At 43.5% G+C, this 14994-nt stretch carries 17 protein-coding genes; 8 read left to right on the plus strand and 9 right to left on the minus strand.

The window, feature by feature from the left end:
- Positions 1-2: 2 nt before the first annotated feature.
- The 6 genes from NSU16_RS18195 (at position 3) to pseI (ending at position 5766) form a co-directional block, all read left to right on the plus strand.
- Positions 3-947 carry a GDP-mannose 4,6-dehydratase gene (locus NSU16_RS18195; RefSeq protein WP_339191681.1) on the plus strand — a complete coding sequence of 315 codons (945 nt, stop codon included), beginning with the start codon at positions 3-5 and terminating at the stop codon, positions 945-947.
- Between the two features lie 13 nt (positions 948-960).
- Positions 961-2157 (plus strand): UDP-4-amino-4,6-dideoxy-N-acetyl-beta-L-altrosamine transaminase, encoded by a 1197-nt coding sequence (pseC, locus tag NSU16_RS18200; RefSeq protein WP_268471618.1) that lies wholly within the window; start codon positions 961-963, stop codon positions 2155-2157.
- Between the two features lie 11 nt (positions 2158-2168).
- Positions 2169-2927, plus strand: a complete 759-nt coding sequence (locus tag NSU16_RS18205) for a glycosyltransferase family protein (protein WP_339191682.1) — start codon at positions 2169-2171, stop codon at positions 2925-2927.
- 13 nt (positions 2928-2940) lie between these two features.
- Positions 2941-4032, plus strand: a complete 1092-nt coding sequence (gene pseG, locus NSU16_RS18210) for a UDP-2,4-diacetamido-2,4,6-trideoxy-beta-L-altropyranose hydrolase (protein WP_339191683.1) — start codon at positions 2941-2943, stop codon at positions 4030-4032.
- A gap of 15 nt (positions 4033-4047) precedes the next feature.
- Positions 4048-4632 (plus strand): UDP-4-amino-4,6-dideoxy-N-acetyl-beta-L-altrosamine N-acetyltransferase, encoded by a 585-nt coding sequence (pseH, locus tag NSU16_RS18215; RefSeq protein ID WP_339191684.1) that lies wholly within the window; start codon positions 4048-4050, stop codon positions 4630-4632.
- 84 nt (positions 4633-4716) lie between these two features.
- Complete coding sequence (gene pseI, locus NSU16_RS18220) at positions 4717-5766, plus strand: pseudaminic acid synthase (protein ID WP_326191534.1); 1050 nt, start codon at positions 4717-4719, stop codon at positions 5764-5766.
- Between the two features lie 238 nt (positions 5767-6004).
- On the opposite strand, the gene NSU16_RS18225 is transcribed toward pseI, so the two are convergent.
- Positions 6005-6442 (minus strand): DUF5392 family protein, encoded by a 438-nt coding sequence (locus NSU16_RS18225; protein WP_168748955.1) that lies wholly within the window; start codon positions 6440-6442, stop codon positions 6005-6007.
- A 242-nt stretch (positions 6443-6684) separates the two neighbouring features.
- Here NSU16_RS18225 and cls point away from each other — a divergent pair, with 242 nt between their 5' ends.
- Both cls and NSU16_RS18235 read left to right on the plus strand, forming a co-directional pair.
- The gene (gene cls / locus NSU16_RS18230) at positions 6685-8133 is read left to right on the plus strand and encodes a cardiolipin synthase (protein ID WP_010332203.1); all 1449 of its coding nucleotides are present in this window, start codon (positions 6685-6687) and stop codon (positions 8131-8133) included.
- A gap of 200 nt (positions 8134-8333) precedes the next feature.
- A complete protein-coding gene (locus tag NSU16_RS18235; protein ID WP_339191685.1) occupies positions 8334-8723 on the plus strand; it encodes a DUF5362 family protein in 390 nt (129 codons plus the stop codon).
- 36 nt (positions 8724-8759) lie between these two features.
- Here the strand turns inward: NSU16_RS18235 and NSU16_RS18240 are convergent, their stop codons facing one another.
- The 8 genes from NSU16_RS18240 to urtC form a co-directional block, all read right to left on the minus strand.
- Entirely contained in the window at positions 8760-9401 is a 642-nt protein-coding gene (locus tag NSU16_RS18240; RefSeq protein WP_229149836.1) for an NAD(P)-dependent oxidoreductase, read from the minus strand.
- Positions 9402-9469: 68 nt separating this feature from the next.
- Complete coding sequence (locus NSU16_RS18245) at positions 9470-9871, minus strand: Rrf2 family transcriptional regulator (protein ID WP_010332206.1); 402 nt, start codon at positions 9869-9871, stop codon at positions 9470-9472.
- Positions 9872-10004: 133 nt separating this feature from the next.
- Positions 10005-11714, minus strand: coding sequence for an urease subunit alpha (gene ureC / locus NSU16_RS18250; protein WP_339191686.1), 1710 nt, complete (start codon positions 11712-11714; stop codon positions 10005-10007).
- Positions 11711-12085 (minus strand): urease subunit beta, encoded by a 375-nt coding sequence (gene ureB / locus NSU16_RS18255; protein ID WP_010332208.1) that lies wholly within the window; start codon positions 12083-12085, stop codon positions 11711-11713. The genes ureC and ureB overlap by 4 nt, the downstream gene beginning before the upstream one ends.
- Entirely contained in the window at positions 12082-12399 is a 318-nt protein-coding gene (gene ureA / locus NSU16_RS18260; protein WP_010332209.1) for an urease subunit gamma, read from the minus strand. Before ureA ends, ureB begins: the two co-directional genes overlap by 4 nt.
- Before the next feature lie 100 nt (positions 12400-12499).
- Complete coding sequence (gene urtE, locus NSU16_RS18265; protein ID WP_339191687.1) at positions 12500-13201, minus strand: urea ABC transporter ATP-binding subunit UrtE; 702 nt, start codon at positions 13199-13201, stop codon at positions 12500-12502.
- Positions 13198-13947 (minus strand): urea ABC transporter ATP-binding protein UrtD, encoded by a 750-nt coding sequence (gene urtD / locus NSU16_RS18270; RefSeq protein ID WP_326218525.1) that lies wholly within the window; start codon positions 13945-13947, stop codon positions 13198-13200. Before urtD ends, urtE begins: the two co-directional genes overlap by 4 nt.
- A complete protein-coding gene (urtC, locus tag NSU16_RS18275) occupies positions 13922-14992 on the minus strand; it encodes an urea ABC transporter permease subunit UrtC (RefSeq protein WP_339191688.1) in 1071 nt (356 codons plus the stop codon). Before urtC ends, urtD begins: the two co-directional genes overlap by 26 nt.
- Between the last annotated feature and the right edge of the window lie 2 nt (positions 14993-14994).

Raw genomic sequence — 14994 nt, forward strand, 5'->3', positions numbered from 1 at the left:
TCATGAAAGTTCTCGTCACTGGAGGAGCAGGTTTTATCGGCAGATGGGTTGTGAAAAAATTATTAGAAGACCGTCATCAAGTATGGGTATTGGATGATTTATCGAACGGGTGTTTAGAAAATATAGAAGACCTGAAAAACGACCCTGGTTTTATCGAATTTATCCATGGTGATATAAAGGATGTAAAAACATTAGAGGATCTTTTCTCGACAAAATTTGATATTTGCTACCATTTAGGTGCAAGCATCAACGTACAAGATAGCATCGACGATCCGAAAACCACATTTGAAAATGACACAATCGGTACTTTTAACATTTTAGAATTATGTAAGCAGCATAATGTAAAAGTTGTTTTTATGAGTACCTGCATGGTATATGACCGAGCTGCATTTGCTGAAGGTATTAAAGAAACAGATCCTATTAAACCGGCTTCACCTTATGCCGGGTCAAAAATCGCGGCTGAAAATATGGTGCTCTCCTATTATCACGCATACGGTCTCCCTGCGGTTGTTATACGTCCGTTTAATACGTATGGGCCTTACCAAAAAACAGGCGGTGAAGGCGGAGTAGTCGCTATTTTTATAAAAAACAAATTGGACGGTAAAAAGCTGCATATATATGGTGACGGCACACAAACCCGTGATCTTTTATATGTAGAGGATTGTGCTGATTTCGTCGTGCAGGCTGGTTATTCCCAAAAAGCAAACGGTGAAATTATAAACGCAGGCCTTGGAAGAGATATATCGATTAATGAATTAGCAGAATTAATTGCAGGCGATAAACAAAACATTCACCATGTAGAGCATATACATCCCCAAAGTGAAATTCCAAAATTGTTATGTAACTACGAAAAAGCAAAAAAAATTCTTAATTGGAGCCCGCAGGTCAGTTTGGAGGAAGGAATAAGAAAAACAGAAGAATGGATTAAGAGTACGAATCTCATTTAATAGGAGAATGAAAATGACCAGTGAGAATAAATTAGCAATGACAGGCGGTAAGCCTGTCAGAGATTCATATCTTCCATACGGCAGGCAATGGTTAGATGAAGATGATATACAATCAGTAGTTGACGTTTTACGGGGAGACTATTTGACGACGGGACCAGCAATCGACTTATTCGAAGAAAAAGTCGCAGACTATGTTGGCAGCCGCTATGCTGTTGCATTTTCCAGCGGAACAGCTGCTTTACATGCGGCTTGCTTTGCTGCGGGAATTTCACAGGGAGACGAAGTCATTACGACACCCATCACATTTGCGGCAAGTGCCAATTGCATTTTGTACATGGGTGCCAAACCAGTTTTCGCAGATATTAACCCGCACACATACAATATTGACCCTGATTCCATTGAAAAGCTGATCACTCCAAAAACAAAGGCTATTATACCGGTAGATTTTACAGGACAGCCGGTGAATCATGATCAGATTCAAAAAATTGCAAAAGCCCATAACTTGATCGTTATTGAAGATGCTGCCCATGCATTAGGCGCTTCGTATAAAGGGCAAACAATCGGTTCAATCAGTGATATGACGATGTTTAGTTTCCACCCTGTTAAACATATTACAACCGGCGAAGGCGGAATGATAACAACTAATAATAGAGAATATTATGAGAAGCTGCTCCAATTCCGCAGTCACGGAATTACCCGCGACCCTAAAAAGCTAAGCCAAAACCATGGATCGTGGTACTATGAAATGCACTTTCTTGGATTCAATTATCGGATGACAGATATCCAAGCTTCATTAGGCATCAGCCAATTGCAAAAATTAGATGATTTTATTGAAAAACGAAGACATCTTGCCAGGATCTACAACGAAAAATTAAAAACAATCTCCCACATTCATCTCCCAATTCAAGATGCAGCCTCAACTTCCAGCTGGCACCTTTACGTCATTGAGTTAAAGCTAGATTCGCTTAAAGGAAACCGCGATGATATTTTCAACGCTCTGCAAAAAGAAAATATAGGTGTTAACGTCCACTATATACCTGTTTATTTACACCCTTATTATCAACGTTTAGGTTATCAAGAGGGCTTATGCCCAAATGCCGAAAAGCTGTATAAAGGAATGATCACCTTGCCTCTGTTTCAATCGATGAACGAAAAAGATGCAGACGATGTTATAAAAGCACTAAAGAAAGTAGTGAATTATTATTCGTAGGAGGTGGTTAGGTGAAAGTAACGGCTATTATCCAAGCACGGATGGGCTCCAGCCGATTGCCGGGTAAAGTGTTGAAAAAAGTGTTGAATAGACCTTTGCTGGAATATCAAATTGAAAGAATCAAAAGAGCAGCACTTATTGATGATATTGTGATCGCCACGACTACAAATGCGATAGATCAACCCATTGTTGAGTTAAGTAAGAGATTGTCTCTTTCTTATTATTGCGGGTCAGAAACCGATGTTTTATCAAGGTACTACGAAGCAGCAAAAATAAGCAACGCGGAAAATGTCGTCCGACTAACCTCTGACTGCCCTATTATTGATTATCGTGTGATTGATAAGGTAATAAAATGTTACCTGGATTCAAAGGGCCAATATGATTATGTGTCTAACACCTTACAGCGAACGTATCCCCGCGGAATGGATATAGAGGTTTTTTCAGCTTCTTCGTTAGAGAAAGCTTATCACGAGTCCAGCCTTGACTACGAACGGGAACATGTTACACCCTTTATTTACCTGAATCCAGATCGATTCAGCTTAGCTAATATCACCTATACCGAAAATCAGAAACAGCATAGATGGACTGTAGATACGCAAGAGGATTTTTTATTAATCAAAAACATTATTGAAAAACTTTACCCAACTAAACCTGACTTCAGCCTAGAGGATACCCTAACATTATTGAACGAGTTTCCAGAATGGTCATTGCTCAATGCCCGGATAGAACAAAAAGAAATCATCAATGAAGCCGACAATAAATCCAAGTGATTGAGGTGCTGTGATGAACATCCTTTTCAGAACAGATGCTTCAATTGAAATAGGAACAGGTCATGTCATGAGATGCCTCACGCTTGCTCATGCGTTGCGCAAAAAGGGGGCAAATATTATCTTTATTTGCCGAGACTTACAAGGTCATCTAGCGGAGGTCATCCGAGAGAAACAGTTTGATCTCATTATGCTGCCAGAACCTAAAAAGAATGTTTTCATTCCTAAAAAAACTCCGCATTCTAATTGGCTTGGTGTCCCTTGGTATGTTGACGCAGCTGAAACCATTAGCGCGATAAAAGACATGAACAAGGACATCTCCCTCCTTATCATTGATCACTACGCAATTGATATCAATTGGGAGATGAATGTGAAAAAACATGTGAAAAGAATGATGGTGATTGATGACTTGGCTGATCGTCTACATGATTGTGATATATTATTGGATCAGAATCTTTATCATCATTATAAAGATCGTTATGTCAATCTAGTCCCCGAAAGCTGCAAACAATACTTAGGACCAGAATATGTCTTATTGCGAGACGAGTTTTATTCATTTCTACCCCATCACATCAACCGCGATGGAAGTGTAAAAAGGATTCTTGTCTTTTTTGGGGGCAGTGATCCCACTAATGAAACGAAAAAGGTGATGAAAGCCTTTCAGCAGCTTTCCCCCCATGATATTGAGCTTGATATCGTGATTGGAAATACCAATACTCATAAGAATGAAATTGAATCCATTTGTAACATCCATGACTATTGCAACTTTCACTGCCAAGTGAATCATATTGCAGAATTAATGTACAATGCTGACCTGGCAATAGGTGCGGGCGGAACGACTACTTGGGAGCGCTGCTATCTCGGCCTTCCAGCAATCGTCATCACCGTCGCTGAAAATCAAGAATCGATTGCTCAAACGCTTGATCAATTAGGCGCGATTAAATATCTGGGACCTAAAGAATCAGTCAATGAATCAGATATCGTCTCAGCCGTTCAAGACATGATGAATAACCCCTTGTCACTCCAACAAATGTCAAGAAAAGCCCGACTGCTGCTGGAAAAAAATAAGGATCATCGCCAAAACCTCTTATTAGAAATTTTAAAGTAAGGAAGGAATAAATCTGTGTTCAAATATTCCCTTAGACCATTAAAAGAAAAAGACTTAGACACAGTTCTCCGTTGGCGTAACGATGAGAGAATCAGAAAATCAATGTATCATGACCAAATAATTAATGAAAAACAGCATTATCAATGGTTCAAGAAAATAAATACATCCAAAACAGAACATTATTTTATATTTACAATTGATCATAAAGAAACTGGCTTTGTTAGCTTTAAAGATGTTGATGATAAACATAACCACTGCTATTGGGGTTTTTATATTGGAGAGCCCGATAGTCCAAAAGGCTCTGGCTCTATCATGGGGTTTTTAGCGTTAGAATGGGCGTTTCAAAAGTTGTGTGTTGAGAAAGTATACGGAGAAGTACTTTTGAATAACGAAAGGAGCTTATCATTTCACCAAACATTCGGTTTTTGTAAAGAAGGTCATTTTCGAAACCATATAGTAAGAAATCATAAATACCTTGATGTAATCAGATATGGTCTCTTAAAAGAAGAATGGATTGCTGAAAAGCCGAAATTGATCCAGAAATTGGATGAAAGAGGAATAGATATCAAGGACATTGATACAGGTTTTAGTGAACTTTAGACTTTGACCAATCATTTCATATAGATGACATCAAAGTCTATTGTTTTACGGCCGGTATTCCTGTGAATAGAAGGGAGTGCAAATATGAACGAAATCAATATAGATGGAAGAAGTATTGGCCCGCATCATCCCCCATTTATTATTGCTGAAATGTCCGGGAACCATAATCAATCGTTAGAACGTGCTTTTCACATTATAGAAGCAGCTGCCAAAGCAGGTGCACACGCATTAAAAATACAAACCTATACCGCTGATACGATGACGTTAAATATAGATACAAAAGATTTTAAAATTGAGGATAACGATAGTCTATGGTCTGGCAGTACGCTCTATACATTATATCAGCAGGCTTACACCCCATGGGAATGGCATAAACCCATTTTCGATAAATGCCGGGAGCTGGGAATGATTCCTTTGAGTACGCCATTTGATGAATCGGCTGTCGACTTTTTGGAAGACCTGGGAGTGCCTATATATAAAATAGCCTCATTTGAAAATACTGATATCCCTCTTATCAAAAAGGTGGCTGCTACAGGTAAACCCATTATCATTTCAACTGGAATGGCTACAGTAGCAGAAATTGATGAAACAATAACGGCTGCCAAGGAAGCAGGCTGTAAAGAATTAATCCTTCTAAAATGCACAAGCACCTACCCGGCATCACCAGTAAACACCAATATTTCTACGATTCCTCATATGAAGGAATTATTTAATTGCCAAGTTGGCTTATCAGATCACACAATGGGAACAGGAGTTGCTGTTGCCAGTGTCGCCTTAGGCGCAACTGTGATTGAGAAACACTTCACTTTATCAAGAGCTGATGGCGGTGTAGATTCTGCCTTTTCACTGGAACCACCTGAATTGAAAGAACTTGTCGTTGAAACGGAAAGGGCATGGCAAGCGTTAGGACAGATCACTTATGGACCAACTGACATGGAAAAAGCCTCGCTTAAATTTCGCCGCTCTATTTATGTAACAAACGATATAAAAGCCGGAGAGATTTTCACCAAAGAAAATATTAAGGTGATACGACCTGGTTATGGTTTGGAACCAAAGTACTTTGATGTAATGATCGGAAAAACAGCATCGAAACATCTTCCAGCAGGGACACCGCTGGGATGGGATTCTATATAGTTTTATCCCCTATTTTTCTATGTAAAGGAATCATAATAATGCTCATAGAAATCGTATACGGCACGGGCCACAGATCTAATTTAATGAAAAGAAAGAATTGCCATGTCTACGTTATCTTCAATAGATATATAAAACACAGAATGAGTATCCGGTTGTTTCACACGAATTCGATGAAATGAAAAAACGGCACCCTGATTGTTAGATAAATCTGCTAACAGTCAGGGTGCCGTTTACAGTATTAATACAGCATTTTCTTGCGTCTATCTTCTTCAGTCAAAAACTCTACAAAGCTCCGCATCGCAAACGGTTCCTCCGTGATCTGGCGCGTATACGTGTTTTTGCGCTCTTCTGAAAGAATTTCGCTCTTTTTGATTCTGTTCAGCATATAAATATGAACGGTCTTTTGGATTTGTTTATGCTGATAGCCCGCTTCTTTAAAAAATGCTAATCCAAGTGCAGCAAGAAGCGCAAAAAGACCGGCGCTGATCAAGGACTCTCTGTCTGCTGAAGCATGAAAAAGGAAAGCAGCCAAATTAAAGAGAGAGAATGCAGCAAGCGGAACAGCAAGAAAACGGTAGATGACAGTTTTCTTCATTAAAGGCTGTACAGCCTTTTGAATTTTTTGCATTTCTGTTTTAATGAACCCCGGCATTTGTTCTATTCTGTAAAAGTTCATTTATTCTCCCCCTTTATTTGATTTTGCAAGGCTTTACGAACGTTATCATATGAGTTTATTTTAACGCAGGTGCAAGCTGGTTTTAAAGAAATCTGCCCGTGTTTTTCACAAAGAATCTGGATCAACACACTTTATTCTTTTAAAAAGTCAGTGTTATAATTTGTAATGGGAATCAGATTGCTGTTATTCATGGAATACTAATGGCAATCTTCTTGATAAATATGAATTAGCGGGGTTACAAAGTGAGTATTTCTTCCATCCTTTTATCACTTTTTTTCATTTTGAATATTCTTTTGGCCATCATTGTCATATTCAAAGAACGGCGCGATGCCAGTGCATCATGGGCTTGGCTGCTTGTTCTTTTCTTTATACCCGTTTTAGGCTTTATTTTATACCTATTATTCGGTCATAATCTCAGACGCAAGCATTTGTTTCAATGGGAGGATCGCAAGAAAATCGGAATCGAAAAGCTGCTGCAGCATCAGCTTGAAGAATTAGAAAACAGGCAATTTCAGTTCAACAACCGGGCAACCTTTGATAATAAGGATTTAATATACATGCTCATCATGAATAATCATGCTGTCTTTACAGAGGATAATTCAGTTGATGTCATTACAGACGGACGCGATAAGTTTCAGCGGCTTTTACATGACATATCAAAGGCAAAGGATCATATCCATCTACAATATTATATTTACAAAGGTGATGAATTAGGAAAAAAATTGCGGGACGCCCTCATTCAAAAAGCGAAAGAAGGTGTGCAGGTCAGGGTTTTGTACGATGAGCTCGGGTCCAGAACGCTACGCAAAAAGTTTTTCAAAAAACTGCGTGAGGCCGGCGGGCATGTGGAGGTCTTTTTCCCTTCAAAACTCAGGCCGATTAACCTTCGGCTGAATTACCGCAACCACCGAAAGCTCGTCATCATAGACGGCATAACCGGTTATGTCGGTGGGTTTAATGTCGGGGATGAATACCTCGGCCTCAATCCGAAGTTCGGCTATTGGCGCGATACCCATATTCGATTGCAGGGAACGGCCGTACACGCCATTCAGACACGATTCATCCTTGACTGGAACCAAGCTTCACATCATCATACACTCACCTATATTCCGAACCACTTTCCCGATTGCAGCCCAAAGGGAAATGTCGGGATGCAGATTGTTACGAGCGGCCCCGATTCCGAATGGGAACAAATTAAAAACGGCTACATCAAAATGATTTCAAACGCCAAACGTAGCATTTTGATACAAACACCTTACTTTATTCCGGACGCAAGCCTGCTGGATGCATTAAGGATTGCGTGCCTGTCCGGCATTGATGTCAACATTATGATACCGAACAAGCCCGACCATGCCTTTGTATACTGGGCCACACTTTCGTATATCGGGGATCTCTTAAAAGCCGGAGCCACCGTCTATATATACGATAATGGCTTTATCCACGCGAAAACAATCGTTGTGGATGACGAAATTGCGTCAGTCGGTACAGCGAATATCGACGTCCGAAGCTTCAGGCTGAATTTTGAGGTTAATGCATTTATTTATGATATCAACATTGCCAAAAAACTGGTTTCTACATTTAAAGAAGATTTGCTCGTATCGAGAAAATACACCTACGAGGAATATCAGCAGCGATCATTATGGATCCGCATTAAAGAATCCGTATCACGGCTGCTGTCGCCGATTTTATAAGATGTGCCAATCCCCCGGCCTTATGGCCGGGGTTTTTCAGCATGGCATCATCACGCATCCCATAAAAACGCGCGTGACCTTTCCCATCTAGCGTGCAACTTCAAAATCAAATTCACTATTTTTATTTCTTTATACAAAACTTCTCACAAATAGTGTATAAAAGAAAAGTGAGTATTTTTTTGTAAAGGGGACCCGTGTCAATGAATCCGGAAACGGTCAACAAAACCCTCATCAGTATTTCAAAATGGGGAAAAGCAACAGGCATTTTATTTATTATTATGGGCGCTTTTACTGCGCTTTCAGGCGCTTTCTTTTTTCTTATCGGCGCAGTGCCGGGCGTACTGCAAATCATTTCTGGCATCTTTTTGATGCGGTCAGCAAAAGAAGCGGGCTTAATGGCTGAAAAGCATAGCAGGCAATCTGAGGATTTAATGCTGGAGAACTATGCGAAATTTGTAAAGATGCAAGGGATTTATTTAATTGTGAGCATCGCTGTATCGATCCTGGCGATCATCGCATTCTTCATCTTTCTAATGCTTGGAATCGCTGACGGCATATTCAACGATTATGATACGTACAGCAGCTATTAAGTAAAAAACCCGGAGCTTCCTCCGGGTTTTTTCTTGTTATTCCGCTTCGCTTACTACTGTGAAGCGTTCATTTTTGTGTGACGGATGTTCAAGCTCATCCAAAACAGCAATCGCATAATCGGCATAGCTGATATAACTGTCGCCTTTTGCGTTTACGATCACATTGTCTTTTCCTTTTTGGTAAGATCCCGTCCGCTTTCCTGCCGCATCAAAAAACGCCGCCGGGCTGAGGAATGTCCAGGAAATAGAGTCTGCCTTTTGCAGGTCTTTCAGGTTCTCTCCTTGATTTGATGCAGTCGGAAGATATTCTTTCGGGAATTCCGGTGTATCCATTAAACGTGTTGTTTTGGCTTCATCAACGAACAGGCTTCCCGCTCCGCCGACGACAAACAATCTTGTATGTTTTGCATCCTTTAGCAGGTTGATTAATGTTCTGCCTGCTTCAACATGAAGATGTTCCTGGCCAGGCGCAGCTCCAAAAGCGTTAACGAGTGCATCGAAAGGCTTAAGATCTTCCGCTGTCAGTTCAAAAACATCTTTCTCCAAAATCGCTGTGTCCTGCTCCTGCACTTTAGATGCATTTCGGACAATGGCTGTTACCTCATGGCCTCTTTCCTTCGCTTCTTTCAAAATCAGACTTCCCGCTTTTCCGCTTGCACCGATAATTCCTATTTTCATTTTTTGATTTCCTCCTTATTTGTAACAATTTTAGTTACATGTTGGCGGTGAGAAGTCATCTCTTTTGATCAAAAGAGATGATTCATTACATCTTTTAATGACTTGCTTGCCAGCTCATTTTCCATCGCTTTTTGCACACTTTCAAATGTCTCATCCAGTGCGCACTGAATTTTTTTGCCTACCGGACACTTCGGGTTCGGGTTTTCATGAACCGCAAATAGTTCCTCTTGGTTTTGAACAGCCCGATATACTTCTAAAAGAGAAATATCAGCCGGATCTTTTGTGAGGCTCGCGCCCGGCACCCCGGCGCGTGATGTGAGAATATCACCCTTTTTCAGCAGGCTGATCATTCTTCTTACAACAACCGGATTGGTGTTGACACTGTCAGCGATAATGTCCGAAGACGCTTTTTCATCCATCGAAATGAGCGATAAAATATGAATGGCAACAGCAAGACGGCTGTTAATCATGTTTTTTCACCACCGTTGTAACTATAATAGTTACATTTAATTCGTTTGTCAACATATAATATACACTAAATTTGCGCTTCTTGGACATCCGTTTAGTCAATAAAACGGCCGGATGCACTCCGGCCGTGTCTTGTCAGAATAAGAAATATCGTTGTCCCAGCGGAACATAATCGACAGGCTGGCAGGATAATTCTTCTCCGTCAGCAAAGACCTGATACGTTTTCGGATCGACTTCAATCTTCGGCAAAGCAGCGTTTAATTTCATATCCAGCTTGCTCAGCTTGCGGATGTTTTTCACAGGAGAAATTCTTTTTTCCAGCCCTAACCTTTCCGCCACGCCCCTTTCAATGCCCGCCTGGGACATAAACGTAATGGAGGTTGAGCGGTTGGCTTTACCATACGAAGCATACATTTGGCGCATGAACACAGGCTCCGGAGTCGGGATAGACGCGTTTGGATCCCCCATTTGCGCGCGTGCTATCATGCCGCCCTTTAAGACCAATTCCGGTTTCACGCCGAAAAATACAGGATCCCACAGGACAAGGTCAGCGAGCTTTCCTTTTTCTACAGAACCGACTTCATGGCTGAGGCCGTGAGTAATTGCCGGGTTAATCGTATATTTGGCAATGTAGCGTTTCGCACGTACGTTATCGTTTCCGTTTTCTCCAGTGAGAGCGCCACGCTGTTTTTTCATTTTGTCAGCCACCTGCCAAGTGCGGATAATGACTTCGCCAACCCGCCCCATCGCTTGGGAATCCGATGACGTCATGCTGATCGCACCAATATCATGGAGAATGTCCTCTGCCGCAATTGTCGCAGCCCTGATTCTGGAATGGCTGAACGCCACGTCCTCGGGCACCTTCGCGTCTAAATGGTGACAGACCATCATCATGTCAAGGTGCTCATCCATCGTATTGACGGTGTAAGGGATTGTCGGCGTTGTGGATGACGGCAGAATGTTCGCGTAAGAGGCGAGCTTCATAATATCCGGGGCATGGCCTCCGCCTGCTCCTTCAATGTGATAGGTATGAATCACCCGCTCCCCAATTGCATCAAGCGTGTTTTCCAGAAAGCCCGCTTCATTGATTGTATCCGTATGGATTACGACTTGAATATCGGCTTCCTCCACAACCTCCATACACGTTTTGATAGCGCTGGGCGTCGTGCCCCAGTCTTCATGAAGCTTCAGGCCGATGGCGCCGGCTTCCACCTGTTCGATCAGCGGCGCTTTATCGGATGCGTTCCCTTTTCCCAAGAAGCCGACATTGATCGGAAATTCCTCGGCCGCTTCCAGCATCCTTGCCATATACCATGCACCTGATGTACATGTCGTCGCTTTGCTTCCTGTAGCGGGTCCCGTTCCGCCTCCAAGAAGAGTCGTCACTCCTGAGGAAAGTGCAACTTCCATCTGCTGAGGACAAATAAAGTGGATGTGCGTATCCACTCCTCCAGCCGTTAAAATTTTGCCTTCCCCGGAAATCACCTCTGTACCCGCACCGATGACCATATGCGGATCGACTCCATCCATGATATCTGGGTTGCCGCTTTTTCCGACACCCACGATCCGGCCGTCCTTTACACCGACATCCGCTTTGACAATGCCTGTGTAATCCAATAACACGACGTTGGTGATCACCAAATCCAAAGCGCCGTCTTTTCCTGTGATGCTGCCGTTTTGGCCCATGCCGTCACGAATCGTTTTTCCGCCTCCAAAGATCATTTCTTCACCATATACAGTGAAGTCCTTTTCGACTTCGATCCATAAGTCCGTATCGCCCAATCTAATTTTATCGCCCGTTGTCGGACCAAACAGCTCCGCGTATTGCTCCCGTGACATTTTCATCGAATCACACCTTCCATCCAGCCGGCTTTCTTTAAGTTGGCTAACGTTTTTTCTTTGCCGCGTTCATCGATATACGTATCGGCCATTCCGTTCAGTCCTCTTACTGTTTTTCGCCCTCTGAATTCAACAAGCGTGACCGTTTTCTCCTCACCTGGCTCAAAACGGACCGATGTGCCTGACGGAATGTCGATACGCATGCCGATGGCTTGTTCGCGGTCAAACGATAGCGCCCCATTGGCTTCCGCAAAATGAAAATGGGAACCGACCTGAACGGAACGTGATCCGGTGTTTTTCACCGCTATCTCCCGTGTCTGGCGGCCTTCGTTAATCGTAATGGTTCCCTCAGCAATCTGAAATGCTCCCGGCTTCATGACTTCACCTCCGCAGAAATCGGATGGTGTACTGTGACAAGTTTCACTCCGTCAGGGAATGTAGCTTCCACCTGAATGCTGTCCAGCATCTCAGGCACGCCCTCCATGACATCTTTTTCAGTCAATACATGGCGGCCGGCTTCCATCAGCTCCGCCACTCCCTTACCATCGCGCGCGCCTTCCATGATAAAACAGGTGAGATAAGCGGCAGCCTCGGGATAATTGAGCAGAACGCCGCGCGCCTTTCGCTGCTTGGCTAATTCTCCCGCTGCAAAAATGAGCAATTTCTCTTGTTCAACAGGTGTCAGTTTCATCTTAGGTCCTCCTTATTATCGTCATTCTAAAGCGGATTGCGTTACATGAATCTCCGGAACGATGCAGGCGGGCCATCACCTCCCTTTTTCAGGATGCTGATCAAACAGTGAGATGCCTTTCAAAACGGCGAGCCGTTTCTTCGTCAGCCTTTCCGTGAGCGACGACCGTTCCCCTGTCCATGACGTAAAGATAGTCAGCACACGTTAAGGCGTTCTCTAAGCTGTGTTCCACCAAAACAACTGCAGTCTCTTCTTTTCTGGAAATTTCTATGATAACTTTTTGAATCAATTCCACGATTGAGGGCTGAATTCCTTCCATTGGTTCATCTAGTAAAATCATTTTCGGATTACCCATCAGCGCTCTGGCAATCGCAAGCTGCTGCTGCTGTCCTCCGCTCAAATCGCCGCCTTTACGGTCGAGCATGTCCTTCAAAACAGGAAACCAATGAAAAATCTCCTCCTTGATCTGTCCTCTTCGCTCCTTCTTAGGAAGCGGTTCTTCTCCGAGCAAAAGATTGTCGCGAACGGTTAAAGGGGGAAAGATGTCTCTCCCCTGCGGCACGTACGCTATTCCTGCTCTTGCCCGTTTTTCCGTCTTTTCGTTTTGAACAAACGTTTGATGAAAACGAATTTGTCCCTGTTTGGCCGGGATCAGGCCGATGATCGTCTTCAGCAAAGTGGATTTCCCAACTCCGTTTCGGCCTAATACAGCGACGATCTGCCCAGGGCGGACTTCCATGCTGAGGTTATGCAAAACCATGGATTGATCGTAACCGGAAGTCACATTACTAACCGCTATCATGACGCCCCGCTCCTTCCTAAATACACCGCTGCCACCTCTTCATTGCTTGTAATCTCATCCATCGATCCTTCACAAAGCACTTTTCCTTCATGCATCACCGTCACTTTTCTGGAAAACGAGCGGACAAAATCCATATCGTGCTCCACAATTAAAACGGAACACGTTTTGGCAATTTCCTCAAGGAGAGCCCCGGTTTTATCCCGCTCTTTTCCCGTCATTCCGGCGATCGGTTCATCCAGCAGCAAAAGCTTCGGCTCCATGGCGAGCTGCATGCCGATTTCGAGCCATTGTTTCTGTCCGTGTGACAGGCTGCCGGCTTTTATGTCCCGCTTTCCTTCTAAACCGATTAGCTTCAGGATGTCTGTCACCCTGTCACGCTGTTCTCTTGTCATACGCGCCACCAGCAGGGAGAGAATCGTTTTTTTCTGCTTCATGGCAAGCTCGATATTTTCAAACACGGTCAGCTGCGAAAAGACACTCGGAGCCTGAAACTTTCTGGCGACGCCCATTTTGGCGATCTGATATTCCGGAACCTTTGTCAGTTCTGCCGTTTCTTGAAAAACAACCTCACCCGACTGCGGCTTTGTTTTCCCGCAAATAATATCCAGCATGGTTGTTTTCCCGGCGCCATTCGGCCCAATCAAAAAGTGAATATCACGTTCCTGCACACTGATATCCGCCCCCCGCAGCGCCCAAAACCCATCAAACTGAACCTTCACGTCACGGCAGATAAGTATCGGTTTCATATGCAGCAGCTCCTTTCTTTTTCGAGAAAGAAAGCCGGGTTCCAAGCTTCTCAAACAGTCCGACAATCCCTTTTGGCAAATAAAGCACGACGATCATAAACAGCGCACCGAGGAAATACAGCCAAATGTCAGGATAATATTCGCTTAAATAGCTTTTCATGCCGTTTGTTAACAGCGCGCCCAGCACAGCTCCGAAAATAGAGTGCCTGCCGCCGATCGCCACCCACAGCACCATTTCCACTGAAGGGATGATGCCCATCATTTCCGGCGAGATCATCCCGTCCTGAAGCACAAACAGCATCCCGGCAATTCCCGCCATCGCAGCGGACACACAGTAAATAAACACTTTAAAAACAGTGGAATGATAACCAAAAAAACGCACCCTGTTTTCTCCTTCGCGAACCGCCTGCAAAAGCCGGCCAAAGCGGCTTCTCGTAAGAAACAAAGCGAATACAACAGTAAGGCCGAGAAAAAAGACTGTGGTAAAATACAGGATCTGCTTCAACGCAGGATCAGCCAAAGAGTATTGAAAAATCGTATAGAAGTTGGTAAGTCCATTGGTACCGCCGGTGATTTCTTGGCTGCCGATGAACAGTGTAACCACCACAACGACGACTGCCTGTGATATCAATGAAAAATAAACTCCCTTTATATTGTTGCGGAACGTAAAATAGCCGAGCAAAAACGCCAGTAGCACAGGCACAGCCACAGCCGCCGCAATTGCAGCAAAAGGATGCCTGAACAAAGCCCAGATCCACGGCAGTTCGCTGACTCCCGTCCACTCCATAAAATCAGGAATACCGGATGGTGAGGCTTCTATTTTTAAATACATCGCCATGCAGTAGGCGCCCAATCCGAAAAAGACGCCGTGCCCCAAGCTCAAAATGCCTGTATATCCCCAAATGAGGCAAATGCCGACCGCTACAATCGCAAAGCATAAAAACTTCGCCAACAGCCCCAATCGAAACTCCTGAAGAAAGAACGGAGCGGCGATAAAAAGGGCAAACATCACAAGATACGGACTGAATTGCGAAAACTGCTTCATCC

The organism is Bacillus sp. FSL K6-1003 (assembly GCF_037964945.1).
Taxonomy (GTDB): domain Bacteria; phylum Bacillota; class Bacilli; order Bacillales; family Bacillaceae; genus Bacillus; species Bacillus mojavensis.